17 protein-coding genes are annotated in these 17,569 nt (G+C 35.7%); 12 read left to right on the top strand and 5 right to left on the bottom strand.

The features are described 5' to 3' along the window. Nucleotides 1-140: 140 nt before the first annotated feature. From treR to I586_RS12390, 3 genes are read left to right on the top strand one after another with little or no spacing between them, the layout of a single operon-like run. Entirely contained in the window at nt 141-854 is a 714-nt protein-coding gene (treR, locus tag I586_RS12400) for a trehalose operon repressor (protein WP_010766485.1), read from the top strand. Between the two features lie 33 nt (nt 855-887). Further along, nucleotides 888-1,673 carry a sulfite exporter TauE/SafE family protein gene (locus I586_RS12395; RefSeq protein ID WP_010766484.1) on the top strand — a complete coding sequence of 262 codons (786 nt, stop codon included), beginning with the start codon at nt 888-890 and terminating at the stop codon, nt 1,671-1,673. Nucleotides 1,674-1,731: 58 nt separating this feature from the next. After that, entirely contained in the window at nt 1,732-2,166 is a 435-nt protein-coding gene (locus tag I586_RS12390) for a GNAT family N-acetyltransferase (protein ID WP_010766483.1), read from the top strand. 65 nt (nt 2,167-2,231) lie between these two features. On the opposite strand, the gene I586_RS12385 is transcribed toward I586_RS12390, so the two are convergent. Continuing rightward, nucleotides 2,232-2,495, bottom strand: coding sequence for a hypothetical protein (locus tag I586_RS12385; protein ID WP_010766482.1), 264 nt, complete (start codon nt 2,493-2,495; stop codon nt 2,232-2,234). Nucleotides 2,496-2,653: 158 nt separating this feature from the next. Continuing rightward, the gene (mscL, locus tag I586_RS12380; RefSeq protein ID WP_010766481.1) at nt 2,654-3,091 is read right to left on the bottom strand and encodes a large conductance mechanosensitive channel protein MscL; all 438 of its coding nucleotides are present in this window, start codon (nt 3,089-3,091) and stop codon (nt 2,654-2,656) included. 204 nt (nt 3,092-3,295) lie between these two features. Between mscL and yfmF the strand changes: the two genes are divergently transcribed. The 5 genes from yfmF (at nt 3,296) to I586_RS12355 (ending at nt 8,908) form a co-directional block, all read left to right on the top strand. Next, nucleotides 3,296-4,564: an EF-P 5-aminopentanol modification-associated protein YfmF gene (yfmF, locus tag I586_RS12375; RefSeq protein WP_034702532.1), complete on the top strand. Its 1,269-nt coding sequence runs from the start codon at nt 3,296-3,298 to the stop codon at nt 4,562-4,564. After that, nucleotides 4,557-5,849 carry an EF-P 5-aminopentanol modification-associated protein YfmH gene (yfmH, locus tag I586_RS12370; RefSeq protein WP_010766479.1) on the top strand — a complete coding sequence of 431 codons (1,293 nt, stop codon included), beginning with the start codon at nt 4,557-4,559 and terminating at the stop codon, nt 5,847-5,849. The genes yfmF and yfmH overlap by 8 nt, the downstream gene beginning before the upstream one ends. A 402-nt stretch (nt 5,850-6,251) precedes the next feature. Next, on the top strand, nt 6,252-7,199 hold the full coding sequence (locus I586_RS12365) for a helix-turn-helix domain-containing protein (RefSeq protein WP_010766478.1): 948 nt from the start codon (nt 6,252-6,254) through the stop codon (nt 7,197-7,199). A gap of 195 nt (nt 7,200-7,394) precedes the next feature. Further along, a complete protein-coding gene (gene pgsA, locus I586_RS12360; protein ID WP_010766477.1) occupies nt 7,395-7,973 on the top strand; it encodes a CDP-diacylglycerol--glycerol-3-phosphate 3-phosphatidyltransferase in 579 nt (192 codons plus the stop codon). 281 nt (nt 7,974-8,254) lie between these two features. Beyond that, nucleotides 8,255-8,908 (top strand): hypothetical protein, encoded by a 654-nt coding sequence (locus I586_RS12355; RefSeq protein ID WP_010766476.1) that lies wholly within the window; start codon nt 8,255-8,257, stop codon nt 8,906-8,908. A 125-nt stretch (nt 8,909-9,033) separates the two neighbouring features. Here the strand turns inward: I586_RS12355 and I586_RS12350 are convergent, their stop codons facing one another. From I586_RS12350 to I586_RS12340, 3 genes are read right to left on the bottom strand one after another with little or no spacing between them, the layout of a single operon-like run. Further along, a complete protein-coding gene (locus tag I586_RS12350) occupies nt 9,034-10,464 on the bottom strand; it encodes a DUF1958 domain-containing protein (RefSeq protein ID WP_010766475.1) in 1,431 nt (476 codons plus the stop codon). A gap of 17 nt (nt 10,465-10,481) precedes the next feature. After that, on the bottom strand, nt 10,482-12,539 hold the full coding sequence (locus I586_RS12345; RefSeq protein ID WP_010766474.1) for a hypothetical protein: 2,058 nt from the start codon (nt 12,537-12,539) through the stop codon (nt 10,482-10,484). After that, a complete protein-coding gene (locus I586_RS12340) occupies nt 12,536-14,224 on the bottom strand; it encodes a molecular chaperone HscC (protein WP_010766473.1) in 1,689 nt (562 codons plus the stop codon). Before I586_RS12340 ends, I586_RS12345 begins: the two co-directional genes overlap by 4 nt. Before the next feature lie 161 nt (nt 14,225-14,385). Between I586_RS12340 and I586_RS12335 the strand changes: the two genes are divergently transcribed. The 4 genes from I586_RS12335 to I586_RS12320 all read left to right on the top strand — a co-directional run bounded on the left by I586_RS12335 (nt 14,386) and on the right by I586_RS12320 (nt 17,557). Then, complete coding sequence (locus tag I586_RS12335; RefSeq protein ID WP_010766472.1) at nt 14,386-16,080, top strand: patatin-like phospholipase family protein; 1,695 nt, start codon at nt 14,386-14,388, stop codon at nt 16,078-16,080. Continuing rightward, a complete protein-coding gene (locus I586_RS12330) occupies nt 16,080-16,298 on the top strand; it encodes a YdbC family protein (RefSeq protein ID WP_010766471.1) in 219 nt (72 codons plus the stop codon). The genes I586_RS12335 and I586_RS12330 overlap by 1 nt, the downstream gene beginning before the upstream one ends. A gap of 16 nt (nt 16,299-16,314) precedes the next feature. Further along, a complete protein-coding gene (locus I586_RS12325) occupies nt 16,315-17,199 on the top strand; it encodes a YicC/YloC family endoribonuclease (RefSeq protein WP_010766470.1) in 885 nt (294 codons plus the stop codon). Between the two features lie 70 nt (nt 17,200-17,269). Beyond that, nucleotides 17,270-17,557 (top strand): hypothetical protein, encoded by a 288-nt coding sequence (locus tag I586_RS12320; protein WP_010766469.1) that lies wholly within the window; start codon nt 17,270-17,272, stop codon nt 17,555-17,557. Nucleotides 17,558-17,569 lie beyond the last annotated feature (12 nt).

The following is a 17,569-nucleotide window of genomic DNA, read 5'->3' as shown; positions in this document are numbered from 1 at the left end:
AGTATGAAAGTCTTATAAATACAAGTGAGAGAATCAAAAAGAATTGTGTTGATTTTAGAACGTGCTTTTTGAGAATGCTATTTTTTTAAGGCAGAATGTGCTATCATTTTCTTTGAGTATCCTAAGGTGGAGGGGTGGACATGAATAAGTTTCATGATATATTTTTAGAACTTGAAAAAGGTATTTTAGAAGGTGACTATCAACCAGGCTCATTGTTACCAAGTGAAAATCAGCTAGTTGAACAGTACTCTGTTTCAAGAGAAACAATCCGTAAGGCGTTGAATTTGTTAATAAATGCTGGATATATCCAAAAGAAACAAGGGAAAGGTTCGATTGTTTTAAATGTTAGAAAGTTTGATTTACCAATATCTGGAGTGATCAGCTACAAGGAATTACAGAGCGCACAACAAATACATAGTGTCACTAAGGTTGTGGAACTAGAGGAGGAAAAAGTGAGTGAGTCTTTGGCTCGTCTAACTGGATGGAAGAAAGATAGCGCTGTTTGGCGTTTAGTCCGACAAAGAGAAATCGATGGTGAAGTAGTGATCGTGGATATTGATTATTTGCTAAAAGACATCGTTCAAGAATTACCTGAAGATCGGGCGGCAGATTCTATTTACGATTATTTTGAAAACGATTTAGGCTTAGCAATTAGTTATGCTCAAAAAGAAATTACAGTAGAGCCTATAACAGATGCCGATCAAGAATTAATGACTATTCACCAAGATACCCATGTCGTTGTTGTTCGTAGCGTTGTAAGTTTAGAAGATACCCGTTGTTTTGAATACACGGAGTCTAGACATAGACTAGACAAGTTTAAATTTGTTGATTTCGCTAGACGGAGAAAAGGGTAAAGAGGAATCGATTATTTTTAGGAGATGAAAATAGTGTATGTAGGAATTATTTATTTTATTGTTATTATTTTGGCCAATACTGTCGGTGCAATTTCAGGCATGGGTGGCGGAGTAATTATAAAACCAGTACTGGATACAATGCATTTTCATTCATTAGCAGCTATTTCCTTTTATTCCAGTGTAGCTGTGTTCACCATGTCGATCGTCTCTACATTAAGACAGCTGAAGAATGGGTTGAAATTACGATTTCCGATTGCTGTATTTGTTTCTATAGGTTCAGTAGTAGGCGGAGTTACTGGAAATACAGTGTTTGAGTCTTTATTGCAGTTGTTTTCTGAGGAAAAGTATGTTCAATTGATCCAAATCATTTTGACGATTTTAACATTATTATTTGCCTACTTTTATACAAAGATTGGTAACGGGCGTTCATTTGAGCTGACTCAACCTATATGGTATGTGATCGTTGGTCTGTTTCTAGGATTTATTTCGACTTTACTAGGAATTGGTGGTGGACCGATCAACGTAGCATTATTGATGTTGTGCTTTGGCATTGCAATCAAAGAAGCTACTGTGTATTCGATCATCACGATTTTCTTTTCACAAGCAGCTAAATTAGTTACGATAGCACAAGTAACAGGTTTCGGACGATTTGATTTGTCTGTCTTGTTTTACGTAGTGCCAGCAGCAATTTTGGGTGGTTTTGTAGGAGCTCTGATCAGTGGTAGAATTTCATCTGAACGAGTAACCCAAGTGTATCAAATCGTAATTCTGCTTGTTTTACTTTTAAATAGTTGGAATGGAATTCAATTGTTTTTATAATGAGTTTTGAAGAAAGAATCAACGTGTAGATGTAACGAACGAGTGATGGAGGGATATAATGGATTATCATGTAAAAGAGTTTACGGACCTTACAACGAAAGAGTTTTTAGAAATTGTAAAGCTTAGAATCGCTGTATTTGTAGTTGAACAAAACTGTCCCTATCAAGAAGTAGATGAAGCGGATGAGCGGGCATGGCATACATGGCTACAAGAGGGAACAACTATTATTGGTTACACTCGAATCATTGATAAAGGAGATACTGTAACGTTTGGAAGAGTATTGATCAATCCAGATTATCGTGGCAAGAAATTAGGGCAAAAACTTGTAGCAAAAACGTTAAAAGTAGTTGAGGATAAGTACCCAAATCGACCAATTGTTATTGGCGCTCAAGCACATTTAGCAGATTTTTATGGCTCGTTTGGTTTTGAGCGAATTTCTGAAGTTTATTTAGAAGATGATATTCCTCACGTAGATATGAAAAAAACAAACTAAAAAGAAAGCGGAACAAAAGGGGATAGACACTTTTGTTCCGCTTTCTTTTTAGTTAGAAATAGAAATTAAAACGGATGATTATTGAACCCCGTTACATAATATAGAAATAAATAGCCAAGCCAAAGAACCCCGCAGCTAAATACAATGCGAGCCAGCCAGCTTCTCTTTAAATCCCATCGCCAACCGCTAACTATGAACGTGATCCCTAACACACAATTGAAAATAAGTGTTCCTAAACGGGGATAACTGTCTTTCAAAATAATTTCCAAAATAAACCCGAAAATAAGAATATAGAGAAGGTAATTAGACGTAATCTGCTTCTTTTTCATTTTTTTCCTCCGTAATGTATGCTTTCTATTAGTATACATTACATTTTAGGTCATGAATATGTTTTCACATGTTGTTAATTAAAAACGTTCTCCAGTAAATACCTAAGGATTTACTGGAGAACGTTAGGTTATACGCAATTTAGCGTTGTAAATAATGGCTATTTTTTACTGTTTTCAATTGTATCTTTTGGGACAGTTGTTGTTTGAGCGGCCAACAAATCACGGATTTGCTCCAACAATTCATCTGTCGTTGGTCCTGAAACTTCTTCTTCCTCAGCTTGCGGTTTCTTTTTCATCTTGTTAACAGCTTTTACGATTAGGAATAACACAAAGGCAGTGATTAAAAATGTAATAAGAGCACTGATGACATCGCCAATGTTGAACGCTACGCCTTTTACATGAAACACTAAGGCACCCAATGCGTCGTCTGCACTTTTTTCTCCAGTAGTCAATACAAATACTAAACTAACTAAAGGCGTAATCAAGCCATTAACGATCTGTGTCACGATAGCAGTAAAAGCAGAACCGATCACGACCCCAACGGCCAAATCAAGAACATTTCCACGCATAATAAATTCTTTAAATTCTTTGATCATAAGTTTAACCTCCCTTTCTCAATTTTAGTATACAGAAAAATTAGAAAAAATTAAAATGAAAGACTCTTACATCAAGGAAAGACAGTTGAGCTGTGCTATAATTAAATGAATACGGAAAATCTTAAAAAAACATTTAAAAACGTCCAGATGATTGTATTTCAAGCTGGGCTTTATTATGATGAAAAACAAAGAGGAGCTGATAAGATGCCGATTGCATTAGCACAAGGGGTCAACTTACATGTTGTTCCAACCGAAAAATATAAGACAGTGCGTATTTTAGTTCGTTTTAATACGCGTTTGAATAAAGAAACAATCACGAAACGAACACTTTTATCTAGTCTATTAGAAACGAATAGTTTAAATTACCCAGATCAAGTGAAGCTAAGTGAAAAGTTAGCAGAATTATATGGTGCTAGCTTTGGGATCAATGTAAATAAAAAAGGAAATTTACATTGGTTGAACCTCTCAATGAACTTAGTGAATGATAAGTATTTAGGGGAGAGTCACGTTTTAGCAGATGCTGCGGATTTTGTAAAAGAAATTTTGTTTTATCCTAATATTATTGACGGAAAATTCGAAACTGAAACGTTCCAACGTGAAAAAGAAAATCTAAAAGCCTATTACGAAAGTATTTCAGAAGACAAGCAAGTCTATTCTTCTTTAGCTTTGCAAAATTTATACTTTAACCAATCTGAAGATCAAAAAATGCCAAGTTTTGGGACCGTTACTGATTTAGAAAAAGAAACTGCAGAAAGTATTGCTGCGTATCACCAACAAATGTTGCGAGAAGACCAAGTGGATATTTTTGTCCTTGGGGATGTGGATGAAGCGGAAGTCACAGCTTTATTTAGTCGTTTGCCGTTTGAAGATCGTATATCTGGGATTGCGGATATTTTTTATACGCAGCCTTCGAGAAATGTGATCGAAGAACGTGCGGAACAAGAAACATTAGCGCAGTCTAAATTGAATTTAGGCTACCATACAGATGTGTATTATGGCGACGAAAATTATTTTGCATTACAAATTTTCAATGGTGTCTTTGGTGGGTTTCCTCATTCTAAATTGTTTATGAATGTCCGTGAAAAAGAAAACTTAGCCTACTATGCATCAAGTAGTATCGATACATTCCGTGGATTTTTAAGCGTTCAAACAGGGATTGATGGTAAAAATCGTAATCAAGTTCTGCGTTTGATTTCAGTGGAATTAGAAAATATCCGTAAAGGCAATGTGACAGATCTTGAAATTGAACAAACCAAAGCAATGTTGAAAAATCAATACTTACTTTCTTTAGATAATGCAGGATCTGTATTAGAAAATGAGTATTTGAACGATTTGATTCCTCACCTTCGTTTAAAAGATGATGAATGGATTCGCCGAATGGAAGCTGTCACATTAGCTGATGTTCAGCGAGTTGCTAAGTTAGTGCAACTACAAGCCATTTACTTTTTGGAAGGAGAAAAAGGCGATGAATAAAAAAGAATATCCACAAATCAATGAAGTACTCTACACAGAAGTCTTAGAAAATGGCTTAACTGTTTATTTGCTACCGAAAAAAGAATACAACAAAACCTATGGCTTATTTACAACAAACTATGGTTCGATCGATAACGAATTTGTCCCGATAGGCGAAAAAGAGTTTGTGAAAGTACCAGATGGTATTGCGCATTTCTTAGAGCATAAAATGTTTGAAAAAGAAGATGGCGACGTGTTCCAACAATTTGGGAAACAAGGAGCTTCAGCTAATGCCTTTACAAGTTTTACAAAAACAAGCTACTTGTTCTCTACAACGGATCAAGTAGAGAAAAACTTAGAAACTTTACTTGATTTTGTTCAAGAACCTTACTTTACAAAAGAAACTGTTGAAAAAGAAAAAGGGATCATCGGACAAGAAATTCAAATGTATTTAGATGATTCTAACTGGCGCTTATTTTTTGGCACATTAGGGAATCTTTATCCAAAACATCCGTTGCATATCGATATTGCAGGAACTGTGGAAAGTATTGCTGAAATTACTGCAGAAGATTTATATACTTGTTACAACACCTTTTATCACCCAAGTAATATGACGTTATTTGTTGTCGGTAAAATGGAGCCAGAAGAAATGATGGCCTTTATTCGTAAGAATCAGTCTGCTAAAACATTTGCGAAAGCTGAACCGATCAAACGTCATTTTCCAAATGAAACAGCAACAGATATCGTTAAGGAGAGTTCGTTGTCGATGGCGATAAGTCGTCCCAAAGTTATTGTGGGTCTAAAGGGCTTAGATAACGTTCCTACAGATGGAAAAGCTTTGCTTAAATACAAAACAACAGCAAATCTATTATTCCAATTACTATTTGGAAATACGTCACAAAACTATTTGAATTTGTATAATGAAGGGTTACTGGATGATAGTTTTGGGTATGAATTTAATTTAGATCGTAGCTTCCATTTTGCAGATTTTGGTGGAGATAGTGATCATCCTGAACAATTAGCTGAACGAATCGAGGAGATTCTTTTAACTGTGGACGAAAGTTCTGAAATAACTGAGGATAATTTATCACTATTAAAGAAAAAAATGATCGGAAAATATTTTCAATCATTAAATTCACTAGAATATATTGCGAATCAATTTTCGCAATCACTCTATGGAGAAACAACGTTGTTTGATACACCAGAAGTGATTGAAAGCATCCAATTGACTGACATAAAAGATTTAGCACAATCTTTTATCAACAAAGATGGATTAAGCCGTTTTTACATGTATCCAAAAAAGTAAAAAATAGACAAGGGTAGTTGATAAAAAGAGATCTTGTACGCTGATGATTTTCCTCGTTTATGAGAAAAATCATCAGATGCTACAAGGAGAGATAGGTTAAATAAAAAAAGTCCGATATTTAGTTAAAACTTTCAAAATTGTTATCCTCATCAGTATTTTTTTATGTTATCCTTAGAATAGTCGGGTGCATAGAAATAACTAACTATTTGATTGAGTAAGTTTTGCTATTTCACTCAAACGTTTTACATAAAATAAAGTCAATGAATGACGTATACCAATCGCAGTTAGACACGAATCTATTCAGAGATGATTTATCTTAATCACCTGAAAACTGCATAATTAAAATCGCCTGATCGAGAGAGGCAAAACTGATAAATTAGAGAGACTGGAGAAGATGGACGAGTGGCCAGCGTAAATATAGGAAAAAAATTAAGAGACGCACGACTGCAGCAAAATATGTCATTAGACGAACTGCAGCAAATTACTAAAACACAAAAGCGCTATTTGATAGCAATTGAAGAGAATGATTTTGACTCTATGCCAGGGACTTTTTACGTACGCGCATTTATTCGTCAGTATGCAAGTGCAGTTGGATTAGATGGCAACGAATTAGTCGAAATTTATGATGGGATAGACGAACCTGAAGACATAGAAACAGCGATTCAATATGAAACGCTAGATGAATCACGAACACAAATGTACGATGAATATAGTCCGACAAAACGCTTCATACGTAGTTTGCCAGCAATTATTTTTTCTTTGATCGGATTAGCGATTGCAATTGTTGTTTTTTACATTACGTGGCAAGACCGTCAAGCAGCACCGATGATCACACCACCTGCTTCTGAAATTATCAGAGAATCTGAGTCATCATCAAGTTCTGAAGCAAGTCAAGCATCAGTATCAAGTTCAAGCAGTACAGAATCTTCGACTAGTTCTTCATCAGAACCCAAGGCACCAACGGAAGTGAGTTTTATTGGTGAGTCTGGGCAAACAGTCAATATGAGCGCAACAAATGTAGCAAGTCCAGCTAAACTTGAGTTTAATGCTGTGACAGGACCATGTTGGGTCGGTGTCTATATTGCGACTGAAGCGAATAATGACCATGGCTACTTTTACCAAGAAACGATTCAGCCTGGACAAGCTAAATCAGTCGAAATACCTGCAGGAACAACGCAAGTGGTTATAAGTTTAGGCGCATCTGAGTATATGGAATTCAAATTAGACGGCCAAACAGCACAATTTAATCCGAATAATACTGGAATCGGACCAAGAAATATCAACTTGAGTTTGGCTTATGCACAAACACAACAATCAGAATCAACAGAACAATCTCAACAACCACAATAAACAATTGTTCATAATAATAGGAGCGAGAAAAATTTGCGATAGAGGAGAAGTCGACGCAAGTATTTTTCTCGCTCATTTATTAAGAGTAGGGAAAGCTTAGCGAAATAAGTTTTTTAGATTAAAAATTTGTCTTTTTTCGTGACAGCTTCTATGAGATAACGTAAAATGAGTAAGAGAAGAGAGGGGTAACAAGCATTGAATTTACCAAATAAATTAACAGTTATTAGAATATTTATGATTCCGATTTTTATTGCAGTTGTTAGCATCCCAATGGATTGGGGCACAATCACGGTTGCAGGGACATCATTAGCAGTCACGCAATTAGTTGGTGCAATCATTTTTGCAGTGGCAAGTATTACCGATTGGTTAGATGGAAAAATTGCTAGAGCACGAGGTTTAGTAACGAACTTCGGTAAGTTTGCTGATCCATTAGCAGATAAAATGCTAGTGATGACAGCATTCATCGTTTTAGTTGGACAACAAAAAGCACCTACTTGGGTAGTGGCAATCATTGTTTGTAGAGAGCTAGCTGTTACAGGATTACGTTTACTATTAGTTGAGGGCGGCGAAGTAATGGCTGCTGCGTGGCCAGGTAAAGTAAAAACAGCAACACAGATGGTGGCAATTATATTATTGTTCATCAACAATATTCCTTTTGCAGCAATTGGCTTCCCGTTAGATCAAATCATGTTGTACATTTGTTTGATCTTTACGATTTATTCAGGAGTCGATTATTTTGTAAAAAATGCAAGTGTATTTAAAGGTTCTATGTAGAAATTGTTCCTAAAGAAGCTTAAAAAACTAACTTTCCTGCTTGAAATAAAGCGTGAAAGTTAGTTTTTTTTATTTTGTGCAAGTATTTTTTGGATAAAAAGAGGGCAGTAAACCTTGATATATCAGTTATTTTCATTTTTTTCGATAATTTCCAAAAAATTTGATACTACTATTTATAAAATAATAGTTTACTTTTTTTGAAACTGTGGTTATAATCTGTGTATCGGAACTATTATCATATGAACAGTAGTGTTCGAATAAAAAAATTGGGGGAATTTATAATGAACAAATTTATTAAAGGTGCAGTAGTTGCTGGTTTAGCTTTATCAATCGGAGGAACAGGTTTAGTTGCGACTTCAGCTCAAGCACATGCTGCTTCAGCTCAATTAGTAGATAACACAGCGAAAATCAATGCATTGATCCAAGAAAAACAAGAATTGATCAATAGAAAAAAAGTTAGTCGTGATCCACAAGAGCAAAAAGCATTAGGTATTCGTATTGGCGAAATCGAACGCGAAATCAAAGTATTAAAAAAAGGTGGTTCAACTGGAAGCACAACAACACCTACAACACCAGGTGAAGATACAGCTTCAAAAATCAATGCTTTAATTCAAGAAAAACAAGAATTGATCAACAAGAAAAAAGTGAGCACTGATTGGCAAGAACAAAAAGCACTAGGACTTCGTATCAGCGAAATCGAACGTGAAATCCAAGCACTGAAAAGTGGAAATACAACAAGTGGTTCAACTGATAATACAACACCACCATCAACACCAGGAGAAGACAATGCAGCAAAAATCAATGCGTTGATTCAAGAAAAACAAGAATTAGTGAACAAGAAAAAATCATCACGCGATAAAAACGAACAAAAAGCTTTAGGTAAACAAATCGATCAAATCGAAAAAGAAATCAAACAACTAAAAAAAAATAAATAATCTTTTAATAATGAATCACTACCTTTTAACCTTCTAACCCTTATTTGTGTGAATTTTATAAAATGTACTCGTTATTAATATAGACTAATAAAAAAACAGCACCTTGCTCAGGGTGCTGTTTTTTATTAGATCCAAGGGCCAATAACAACAGTGTAGACGCTGGAAGCTATTCCTGCTAAAACAAGCAAGATTCCTAAAATAAATAAGAGATTGAATTTATTTTTTTTATTTGATGTCGGTTCTTTTTTAAAGAGTTTCGATAATGCAAGAAATAGGAGCCCTAAAATGATGAACAAGCCGTTAATAAAAAAGGTCGAAAATACATTTTTTTTCTTGCCAGTTTTTAAGAGAGCAGAGTTTTGTAATGCCTTTAGTTTTTTTGCATATTTAAAGGATACACTTGGAGCTTTGATTGTTGGTGAGACTTCGGTAAGACCAGTCTCCATCTCTACTTTGTCAGCAGATAGTTTAAAGTTAGGTGTAGTATTTCGTTGAATCACACCATAAAAATCTTGATCCAAAATGACTTCTTCTTGGCTTATGGTATTGTTTCCTTTAGAGAGTAATTTCTTGTATTCATAAGTAGCAAAAGCTTGATCAAAAATCGCATTACCAAACGCGTGACGCTGCAATTCTCCTTCTTGATCTTCCCAATCACCTACACCTAACACGACTTCGATCAGGCGTGTGTCTTCTCGTTTGGCTGTCGCTGCATAATTAAAACCACCAGAGGGGCTAGAACCTGTTTTTAAACCGTCTGCACCTTCATAGCCGTAAGCTAAGCCAGGTAAAGAATAATTATGATTCTCTAAAACCTCTGCATAAGGTGTATTTTCCATGATCGTAATTTGAGTTGGACTAGTATAAGTAACAGTATCAGGATAATTTTTTAGTAAGTGATAAGACAAAATGGCTAAATCCCGTGCAGTCGTTACGTTGTCAGCATTTTGATCGATCCCTTCAGGCTTATAATAGCCATTGAACGATCCTGTTTCAGCACCGCTACAGTTATAAAATGTTGAATTGGTCATGCCGAGTTCTTTTGCTTTGTCATTCATCATGTGGATGAATTTTGCTTCGTCATTCGCCGTAACAAGATTGGCTAACATGACAGTGGCAACATTTGATGATTGAACGAGTGTGGCATAAAGTAAGTCCTTAACGGGATATTCTACACCAGCAACGATTGAATTGTTACTTAATTCATAGATTTGCGAAATCGCTTGATCGCTTTCTGTGGCTTTAACCATTGTATTTAAAGTAAATTGCCCTTTTTCCATTGCTTCAAAAACTAAATAAACAGACATTAGTTTAGCAATGCTGGCAGGGTTCCATTTTAAATCAGGATTGTCTGCCCAGAGGACTTGTCCAGTTTGAGCTTCAATCACGATTGAGGCTTTAGGCTTATAAAATTCATCTGTCTGGTAACCAGCATTTTGAGTGACTGTCAGAATATCTTCTTGTGCATAGGCATTAACGGCTGTAAAAATGCCTGAAAGGTAACCTAGTGCTAAAACAAGAGAGCTGAACTTCAGTAAAACGTTTCTTTTTTTCATATAAACATCCTTTGTGATTAATCAGGTTCTTCTAGTAAAGTAGAAATATTTTTAAAAGCTTCTCTATTGGAGTAATGAATCATCTCTTCGTCGACTTCTTCCCAGTTTGGGCCGAAAACATGTGCCAATCTGCCTGATTCATCAAAAGTAAGAATCAATTTTTCTTCATTCTTATTTAAATCAGAAACAATCATTTTCACCTGGGGTTCGCGTACGAGATATAGATAGCCTTTTTCCATATTTACAGGAATGGGTGCATTTAAGTTGTTTTCTATTACTATTTTCATATTTTCTGAAAGGTAGTCAGTGTATTCTAACAGATTTTGTTGTTTGTTGTCAGAAAATAGGAATTTTCTCAGAAAAATTGTCGTAGTACTTTCTGGATTTATGCGTATGGAACGAGACATGCTTTCCAATTGCGCATCAGAAAGTGGTTGCCATTGATCTCCATAGATATCATCCAAAAGAACTTTATACTTCCCAAATACCAAAATACATAGGAATTCATCCTTGTAGTAAACGGCAATTTTTTGGTTTTCGGAATCGCTCAACGCATCAGATTTGAATTTAAATGCAGACATGTCACTGTACTTGTTTGTGTCTTGGTATACATAATGTTCTAAACGTTCTTTCAATTGATCATTATAAACCGTTGAATCAATAAATAATTGCTTGCCTTCAGGATCATTGGAGGCATAAAAATAATAAACGAATTGTTCTTCTAAAGGACCATCGTAGAGTTGTTTCGTTTCGCTGAACTCTTCCATATAGTGCTCTTGTGACGCTGATAATGTTTCATCAGGGAGATGGTTATCAGATGTTCCATTACTAAGGAATGCAAACGCGACAATGATCACTGGAAAAGTAAAAAATTGCATAAGAGCCAACAGAACGGGATGCTTTTTCTTTTGAACGTTTCGAATTTCTTTCTTAATCTGTCTATATTCCTTTTTTTCCTGTCTAGGCAGATGACGAGAGATGTCCTCTAATTGTTTTTTTAAGGCAATTTTCCTGGACAAGCTGAGTTGTTTCCAGAGGTTGAATGCAGGAACAAAGTCCTTTTTGTGAAAGAAAATAGAACCCAGTATCAGAATAAATAATTCATCGGGGAGAGTCAGTTGTTCTTTGTTCCAATTGAAAATCGAATCATCTTTAGCGTCACCCTTTACTAATTGGAAGTACGCAATCAAGAAAGTGGTTGTGGGATTGTCATTCATCGTTTGCGTACGGGTAATGAAATCTTCAACTAATTCTTTAGATTCATAAGTATCCACCAAGCCATTTGTCTTATCTAGCCAATCGATCATTTTAAGATTCCAAAGTTCACTATCCTCAGCAAATAGATCCGCACATTTTGCTATCAGGTCTTCAATATTTACAGCGAAACCTTGTTTTTGCGCAATTAGCTGATAAATGTCAAAACGTAAAGTAAAATACTGTTTTCGTAGGTTGGCAGGAATAGTTTCTGCAAGTTGAAAAGAAAAGGGCGGTACAGTATAAATTGTTTTTTTTAAATAGAGAAATGTACTCGAAACAAAGAGTTCTTGTCCAATATGATCCGTTAAATTAGTTAAATCAAATGTTTTAAATAAGAAACGAATGATTTCTCTCGCTAAACAGGAATAGTTTTCCACCAAGAATAATTGAATCGTATACGTATTTTGCATATATTCATCAATAGACCATTCATTAATCGAGGCAACTAATTTCTCCCAAACAGCTAGATTTCCAAAATAATTCTCATAGCGTATTATTTGTTGTAGCGCATCGGAAAAGGAGCTTTTTGTTTGGGAAGCGGGGAAAACAAGTCCTTCATGATTGTACATATCATCCTCTATAGAGGGAGCAACTGATTCAAAAGAATCAGACATATCAGCAAATAAATTGTACGCATCATCTTCTATTAAACTATCGTTTTTTGCCAAAGTCAACGCTAAATCAAATGCTGTTTTTAAACGCTGAAACTCTTCGGGTTGTTCATCAGGTACAAGCAGTTTAAGTTTAGTAGCGTAGGCTTGTTTGATTGCACGTTTATTTGAAGTTGCTGTGATTCCTAATAGTTGCCAAGGATTCATAGCCACAAGTCTTTTTCAAGTTCATTTAATTGCTGGGTAACGTCTGCAGCGGTTCTTTTTGTTAAAATCTCTTCTTGTTTTTCTAAGACGCTTCTAAAATGAAATAATAAAGCTTGGATTTGTTCGCGTTGTAATCCAGTCGTTTCTGCATAAAGTCTTTCTAAGCGAGCAAGTAATAAACGATTTTCAGCGCGGTCTCGCGGATGAACTTTTAGTGCATTTAATTTTGCGAAACTCTCTTCCATTTGCTCAGAAGTCAGTTTTCCTGGTGCACTTTCAATAATCAGCTGTTTAGAATGACCACTTTGATCAGTGACAATAACTTCCAAAAGACCATTTGAGTCATAAGTAAAACGACAATCAATCGGTGTATTTTCTGGTGCTCGTGGAATCTTGATCTCCAATTCGCCAATTTTTAAATTATCTTTGGCCATTGGATTTTCACCTTGATAAATAGCGAAATTCACATGTTCTTGGTTGTCTCTTAGTGTATAAAAAGTTTTCATTTTACTAACAGGAATCGTAGTGTTTCGCTCAATAATCGGAGAAAAAACACCTTCAATATAGCCGGTACTTGTTTGACTGACAGAATCAACGCCCAATGTGTGGGCACAAACATCTGTTAAAATCATTTCATTGACCATAGAACGGTCTTGTTTTAATGCTGCTTGGATACCTGCACCATGACCAACCGCTTCATCAGGGTTGATTTGTGTATAAGGGATGGTTTTTAACAAGCGGGCAAAATAGTTGCGGACGATTGAATTTTTCGTAGCGCCACCAATCAAAATGACTTGATCGATATCTTGGATCGTGATTTGTCCATCGTTTAAAACACGCCCAATCGGTTGTCTCATTCTTGCTAGCAATGGTTCACAAAGAACCTTGTATTGCTCTTGATTCAATTGATAAGAATAGGTATGTTCTTCCCAATCAAATTCAAATGAACCTGCTTCTTGTGTCGTCAGGGCATGTTTTAATAATTCCGCTTTTTGATATAAAACTGACTGTGTTGTGGCAGATAAAACAGTGCCGGTCAGTTTATGTTCGCTTAGACAATCTCGCACAATAACGTGGGTAAAATCTTCACCGCCTAAGTGATTATCACCAGATATTGCTTCAACTTGCATGATACCGTCAAACATTTCGAGTAAGGATACGTCGAAAGTTCCACCACCCAAGTCTACGACTAAAATCGATTGATCCGCTTCTTTATGGAAACCATATGCCATTGCGGCAGCAGTGGGTTCACTAATTAAATTTTGTACGGTCAAACCTGCTAATTTTGCTGCTTCTACTGTTGCTTCTCGCTGGACATTATTAAAATAGGCAGGGACACTGATCACCACTTCCGTACAAGGCTGCTTCAAAAAGGCTTCGGCATCCTCTTTTAAACTACGTAAGACTAGAGAAGATAATTCCACAGGTGTGAAAGTATGTTCTCCTAAATCATACTGTTTATCGGTTCCCATAAATCGTTTAAAGGTTGCAGCAGTTAGCTGTGGATGACTGATCAGTCGTTCTTTAGCGATTGCTCCAATCAAAATATCCCCATTATCATCGATACCAACAACAGAGGGTGTGAGTGTTTGACCAAATTGATTTTTGATCAATTGGACGGCTTCTCCATCCCAAAATGACACCAAACTATTTGATGTTCCTAAATCAATCCCAATTATTCCCATATTCTTCTCCTTTATTAACCAACTTCTATATAATTATAATAAAAAGTATACCATTATTATTCTACGTTAAAAGGGAAATCAAAAGGTTCTTTTTTTCTTTATTTAATAAAAAGTAAATTTTAAGAAATTTTGGTATACTTTAACTGATGGAGGTGTTTGGAATGAGAAGTGAACAACTGGTTGCTTCAGAGTGGTCTAAACTTTCACACCAATTATCTAAAAGTATTCAATTGCTACCGTTTTACGAGACACATACGATAGCGAGGCAAGTATTCAGTAAAAATGTACGGGGTAACAGTGGTACGGCCTATGTGATTTATAAAGGGAAAACGCCCTATTTATTTTTAAGCGTGGAAGCAGGGAATGTAACGAACGTATTGATCCAAGAAACTAGCAAAACAAGCTGGTCTATTGTCTTTTTAGCAATTGATCGATTTTTTAAGCAAACGTTTCAGTCTAGGGTGATTTTTTCGTTTCCCCAAGCGCTTAATTTACATTTACAAGAAGTTTTTCTAAAACATGATTACGTAATAAAAGAAGATAAAACAGCTGTCAAAAACTTAGCGTATCATACGGGCTTAGTTTTAGGTGGCGGAGGGGCACGTGGTGCTTATCAAATCGGTGTCTGGCAAGCATTAAAAGAGCTAGCGATCCCAATCGAAATCATTACAGGAACATCAGTTGGTGCGCTAAATGGTGCGTTGATTTTACAAGATGATTTTGAAGCGGCTAGAAATATGTGGGAAAAAATCGATACGCAGAAAATTTTGTCTTTTCCCACAACTGTAGCATCGAGTGATACTTTAGGCGGAATGGTGAGTCAAATTGGTTCGTTTACGCTAAGTGCAATTCAATCGATGGGTGTTTCCACACAACCTTTACAATCTTTGATTCGTGATACATTCTCACAAGAAAAAATGGCGGCAGTGACCACCGATTTCTATTTGGTTGCTACAGAATTACCAAGTATGCAAGAAAAAAATATTCATTTTAACGAGTGTCAGCGTGATCAATGGCAAAGCTGGTTGCTCGCTTCTGCCTCCTTTTTTCCAGCCATGGCAGCAACGAAAATTGCGAATAAATACTATGTAGATGGTGGATATCGAAATAATATTCCAGTTGATCTTGCATTACGTAAAGATGCAACAGAATGTATTATTGTAGATGTGAAAGGGCCGGGAATCACTAAAGCAACCAAAATACCCGCAATGGTGAGCTGTCTAACATTACAAACACCTTGGACAATGGGCGCAGTCTTGTTGTTCGATGGTATTCGTTCAGCAAAGAATATTCAATTAGGGTATTTAGAAACAATGAAAGCACTCAGTAAAAAGTACGTTGGTTATTGGTACACATTTGATGAAACAATGAGTAGTGTAGAGGCATTTCAACAGGAATTTTTTACCTTTGTTGAAGAGACGTATCAATTAAAAATAGGAAATACTACTGAAAAACAAAATAAAATCTGCAAAAAATTGCGTAAAGTTTATAAAGACAGGGTGTATACTGAAAACATCGGTTTAGTTTTAGTGGAGTTGCTGGCAAAAAGCCAAGACATTTCTGCTTCTAAGCTTTATAACATCAACGAATTAGTAGGGATTTTACGAAAGAGTGAAGAAATGAAACCTGATTTGGTTGAGGCAATCGGAATGATTTCTATTCAAGAGTGGTTGAAGAAGTATTACGAAGATTACTTTTTACTTTCGGATAAACAACAGCTGATACTGATGAACAATGTACTTGAAGCAGATAGAATAGAAAAACCACAACGGCTGATGTTTTTCCTGGATAAATTACCAGTTCAAGCATTACAAATTTTAATGAAAGAGTTTATACAAGAAGGAGCGAATGAATAATGGCACAAGAATTTTCATATGAAATCGTAGAAGAAATTGCTGTATTATCAGATAACGGAAAGGGATGGCGCAAAGAATTTAACCTAGTTAGTTGGAATGGTCGTCCGCCAAAATTTGATTTAAGAGATTGGTCTGCGGATCACGAAAAAATGGGCAAAGGGATCACATTAACAAATGAAGAATTTGAAATTCTATCGAATGCAATAAAATCTATGTAGAGAGGACACCCTGTCAATGAAAAGTATGACTGGTTTTGGGAAAGAATCATTTTTAAATGATACCTATCAAATCGACGTTGAGATCAAAAGCGTCAATCAACGTTTTTTAGATATTCAGTTACGTATGCCAAAAGAAGTGAATCCTTACGAAATGGCGATTCGTCAATTAATGAAAGAAACGCTACAACGCGGACGTGTCGAAGCCTATATCACGATCAAGCAAACAGGTAGCGGCAATAAAGAGGTGGAGGTTCATTGGGGGTTGATTCATCAATTGTTAGAAGAGGTTCAACAAGAACTATCTGTACATTATCCAGAAGCTCAATTTGATCCTGCTAAAAACATCAATCAACTGTTGAACAATTCAGATTATGTTGAGGTTACAGAAAAACAAGAAGCCGACGAGACCTTTGGCGTATTGATTTTAGAAGTTGTAAGAAAAGCAATCGAACGGGTGGATGCAAGTCGATTACAAGAGGGTCAAAAAATTCAGCAAGTGATGACTACTTATAGCCAAGATTTCATTGCGTTAGTAACTGAGTTGGCAAGTTTTGTTGAGATTTATGAAAAAGACTATCGGGAAAAATTTGAAATACGCTTAAATGATTGGTTAGGTAGTCAAGTTGACGAAACCCGCTTGTTGACAGAATTGGCGATTTTACTTGAAAAAGGAGATATTCACGAGGAACTAGATCGTCTAGCGATTCATGTGGAAAAATTACAAGAACTATTGAACCAATTAGAACCAGTTGGCCGTGAATTAGATTTCTTGATTCAAGAAATGAATCGTGAAGTGAACACGATCGGTTCAAAGTCAAGTCCAATCGAAATCAAGAACATTGTTGTACAGATGAAAACAATCCTAGAAAAAATTCGTGAGCAAATCCAAAATGTTGAATAATAATAAATAGTTTGTGATTCTAAGTTTTAAAGATATAATAAAAGAGAAGAAAGTACAGAGGTGAATAAGTATGTCAAAATATTATGATGTTACATTTCATGAATTAAGTGGAAAATCAGTTGTGAAAAGAGAAATTATCTCAGATAAAGAACCTTTTGATGTTTGGGAAGATGCTTGTGCTTCATTTACAGATGATGTGTTAAATATTCGCGTAAATGAAGATACATTTGTGGCATTGAATCGTCGTTTTGTCGTCCGAGTGGATGTAGAAGAAGTCGATGGTCCTGTAGATAAAAAAATAAAACGACATGATGAAATCATGGGTGTTGTAAACACGTTATCAAATATGGGCTTTTAAAAGAATGAATAA

Source organism: Enterococcus moraviensis ATCC BAA-383, from assembly GCF_000407445.1.
Lineage (GTDB): Bacteria > Bacillota > Bacilli > Lactobacillales > Enterococcaceae > Enterococcus_L > Enterococcus_L moraviensis.
The sequence above is the reverse complement of the archived record's forward strand: the minus strand, read 5'-3'. Positions and strand labels throughout refer to the sequence as shown.

Excerpts from the sequence above, each read along its gene's own strand:
- I586_RS12345 (WP_010766474.1), bottom strand. The coding sequence starts at position 12,539 with ATGAATCCTTGGCAACTATTAGGAATCACAGCAACTTCAAATAAACGT.
- treR (WP_010766485.1), top strand. The coding sequence starts at position 141 with ATGAATAAGTTTCATGATATATTTTTAGAACTTGAAAAAGGTATTTTA.
- I586_RS12335 (WP_010766472.1), top strand. The coding sequence starts at position 14,386 with ATGAGAAGTGAACAACTGGTTGCTTCAGAGTGGTCTAAACTTTCACAC.
- I586_RS12320 (WP_010766469.1), top strand. The coding sequence starts at position 17,270 with ATGTCAAAATATTATGATGTTACATTTCATGAATTAAGTGGAAAATCA.
- I586_RS12385 (WP_010766482.1), bottom strand. The coding sequence starts at position 2,495 with ATGAAAAAGAAGCAGATTACGTCTAATTACCTTCTCTATATTCTTATT.
- I586_RS12325 (WP_010766470.1), top strand. The coding sequence starts at position 16,315 with ATGAAAAGTATGACTGGTTTTGGGAAAGAATCATTTTTAAATGATACC.
- yfmF (WP_034702532.1), top strand. The coding sequence starts at position 3,296 with ATGCCGATTGCATTAGCACAAGGGGTCAACTTACATGTTGTTCCAACC.
- yfmH (WP_010766479.1), top strand. The coding sequence starts at position 4,557 with ATGAATAAAAAAGAATATCCACAAATCAATGAAGTACTCTACACAGAA.
- I586_RS12390 (WP_010766483.1), top strand. The coding sequence starts at position 1,732 with ATGGATTATCATGTAAAAGAGTTTACGGACCTTACAACGAAAGAGTTT.
- mscL (WP_010766481.1), bottom strand. The coding sequence starts at position 3,091 with ATGATCAAAGAATTTAAAGAATTTATTATGCGTGGAAATGTTCTTGAT.
- I586_RS12355 (WP_010766476.1), top strand. The coding sequence starts at position 8,255 with ATGAACAAATTTATTAAAGGTGCAGTAGTTGCTGGTTTAGCTTTATCA.
- I586_RS12330 (WP_010766471.1), top strand. The coding sequence starts at position 16,080 with ATGGCACAAGAATTTTCATATGAAATCGTAGAAGAAATTGCTGTATTA.
- I586_RS12340 (WP_010766473.1), bottom strand. The coding sequence starts at position 14,224 with ATGGGAATAATTGGGATTGATTTAGGAACATCAAATAGTTTGGTGTCA.
- I586_RS12350 (WP_010766475.1), bottom strand. The coding sequence starts at position 10,464 with ATGAAAAAAAGAAACGTTTTACTGAAGTTCAGCTCTCTTGTTTTAGCA.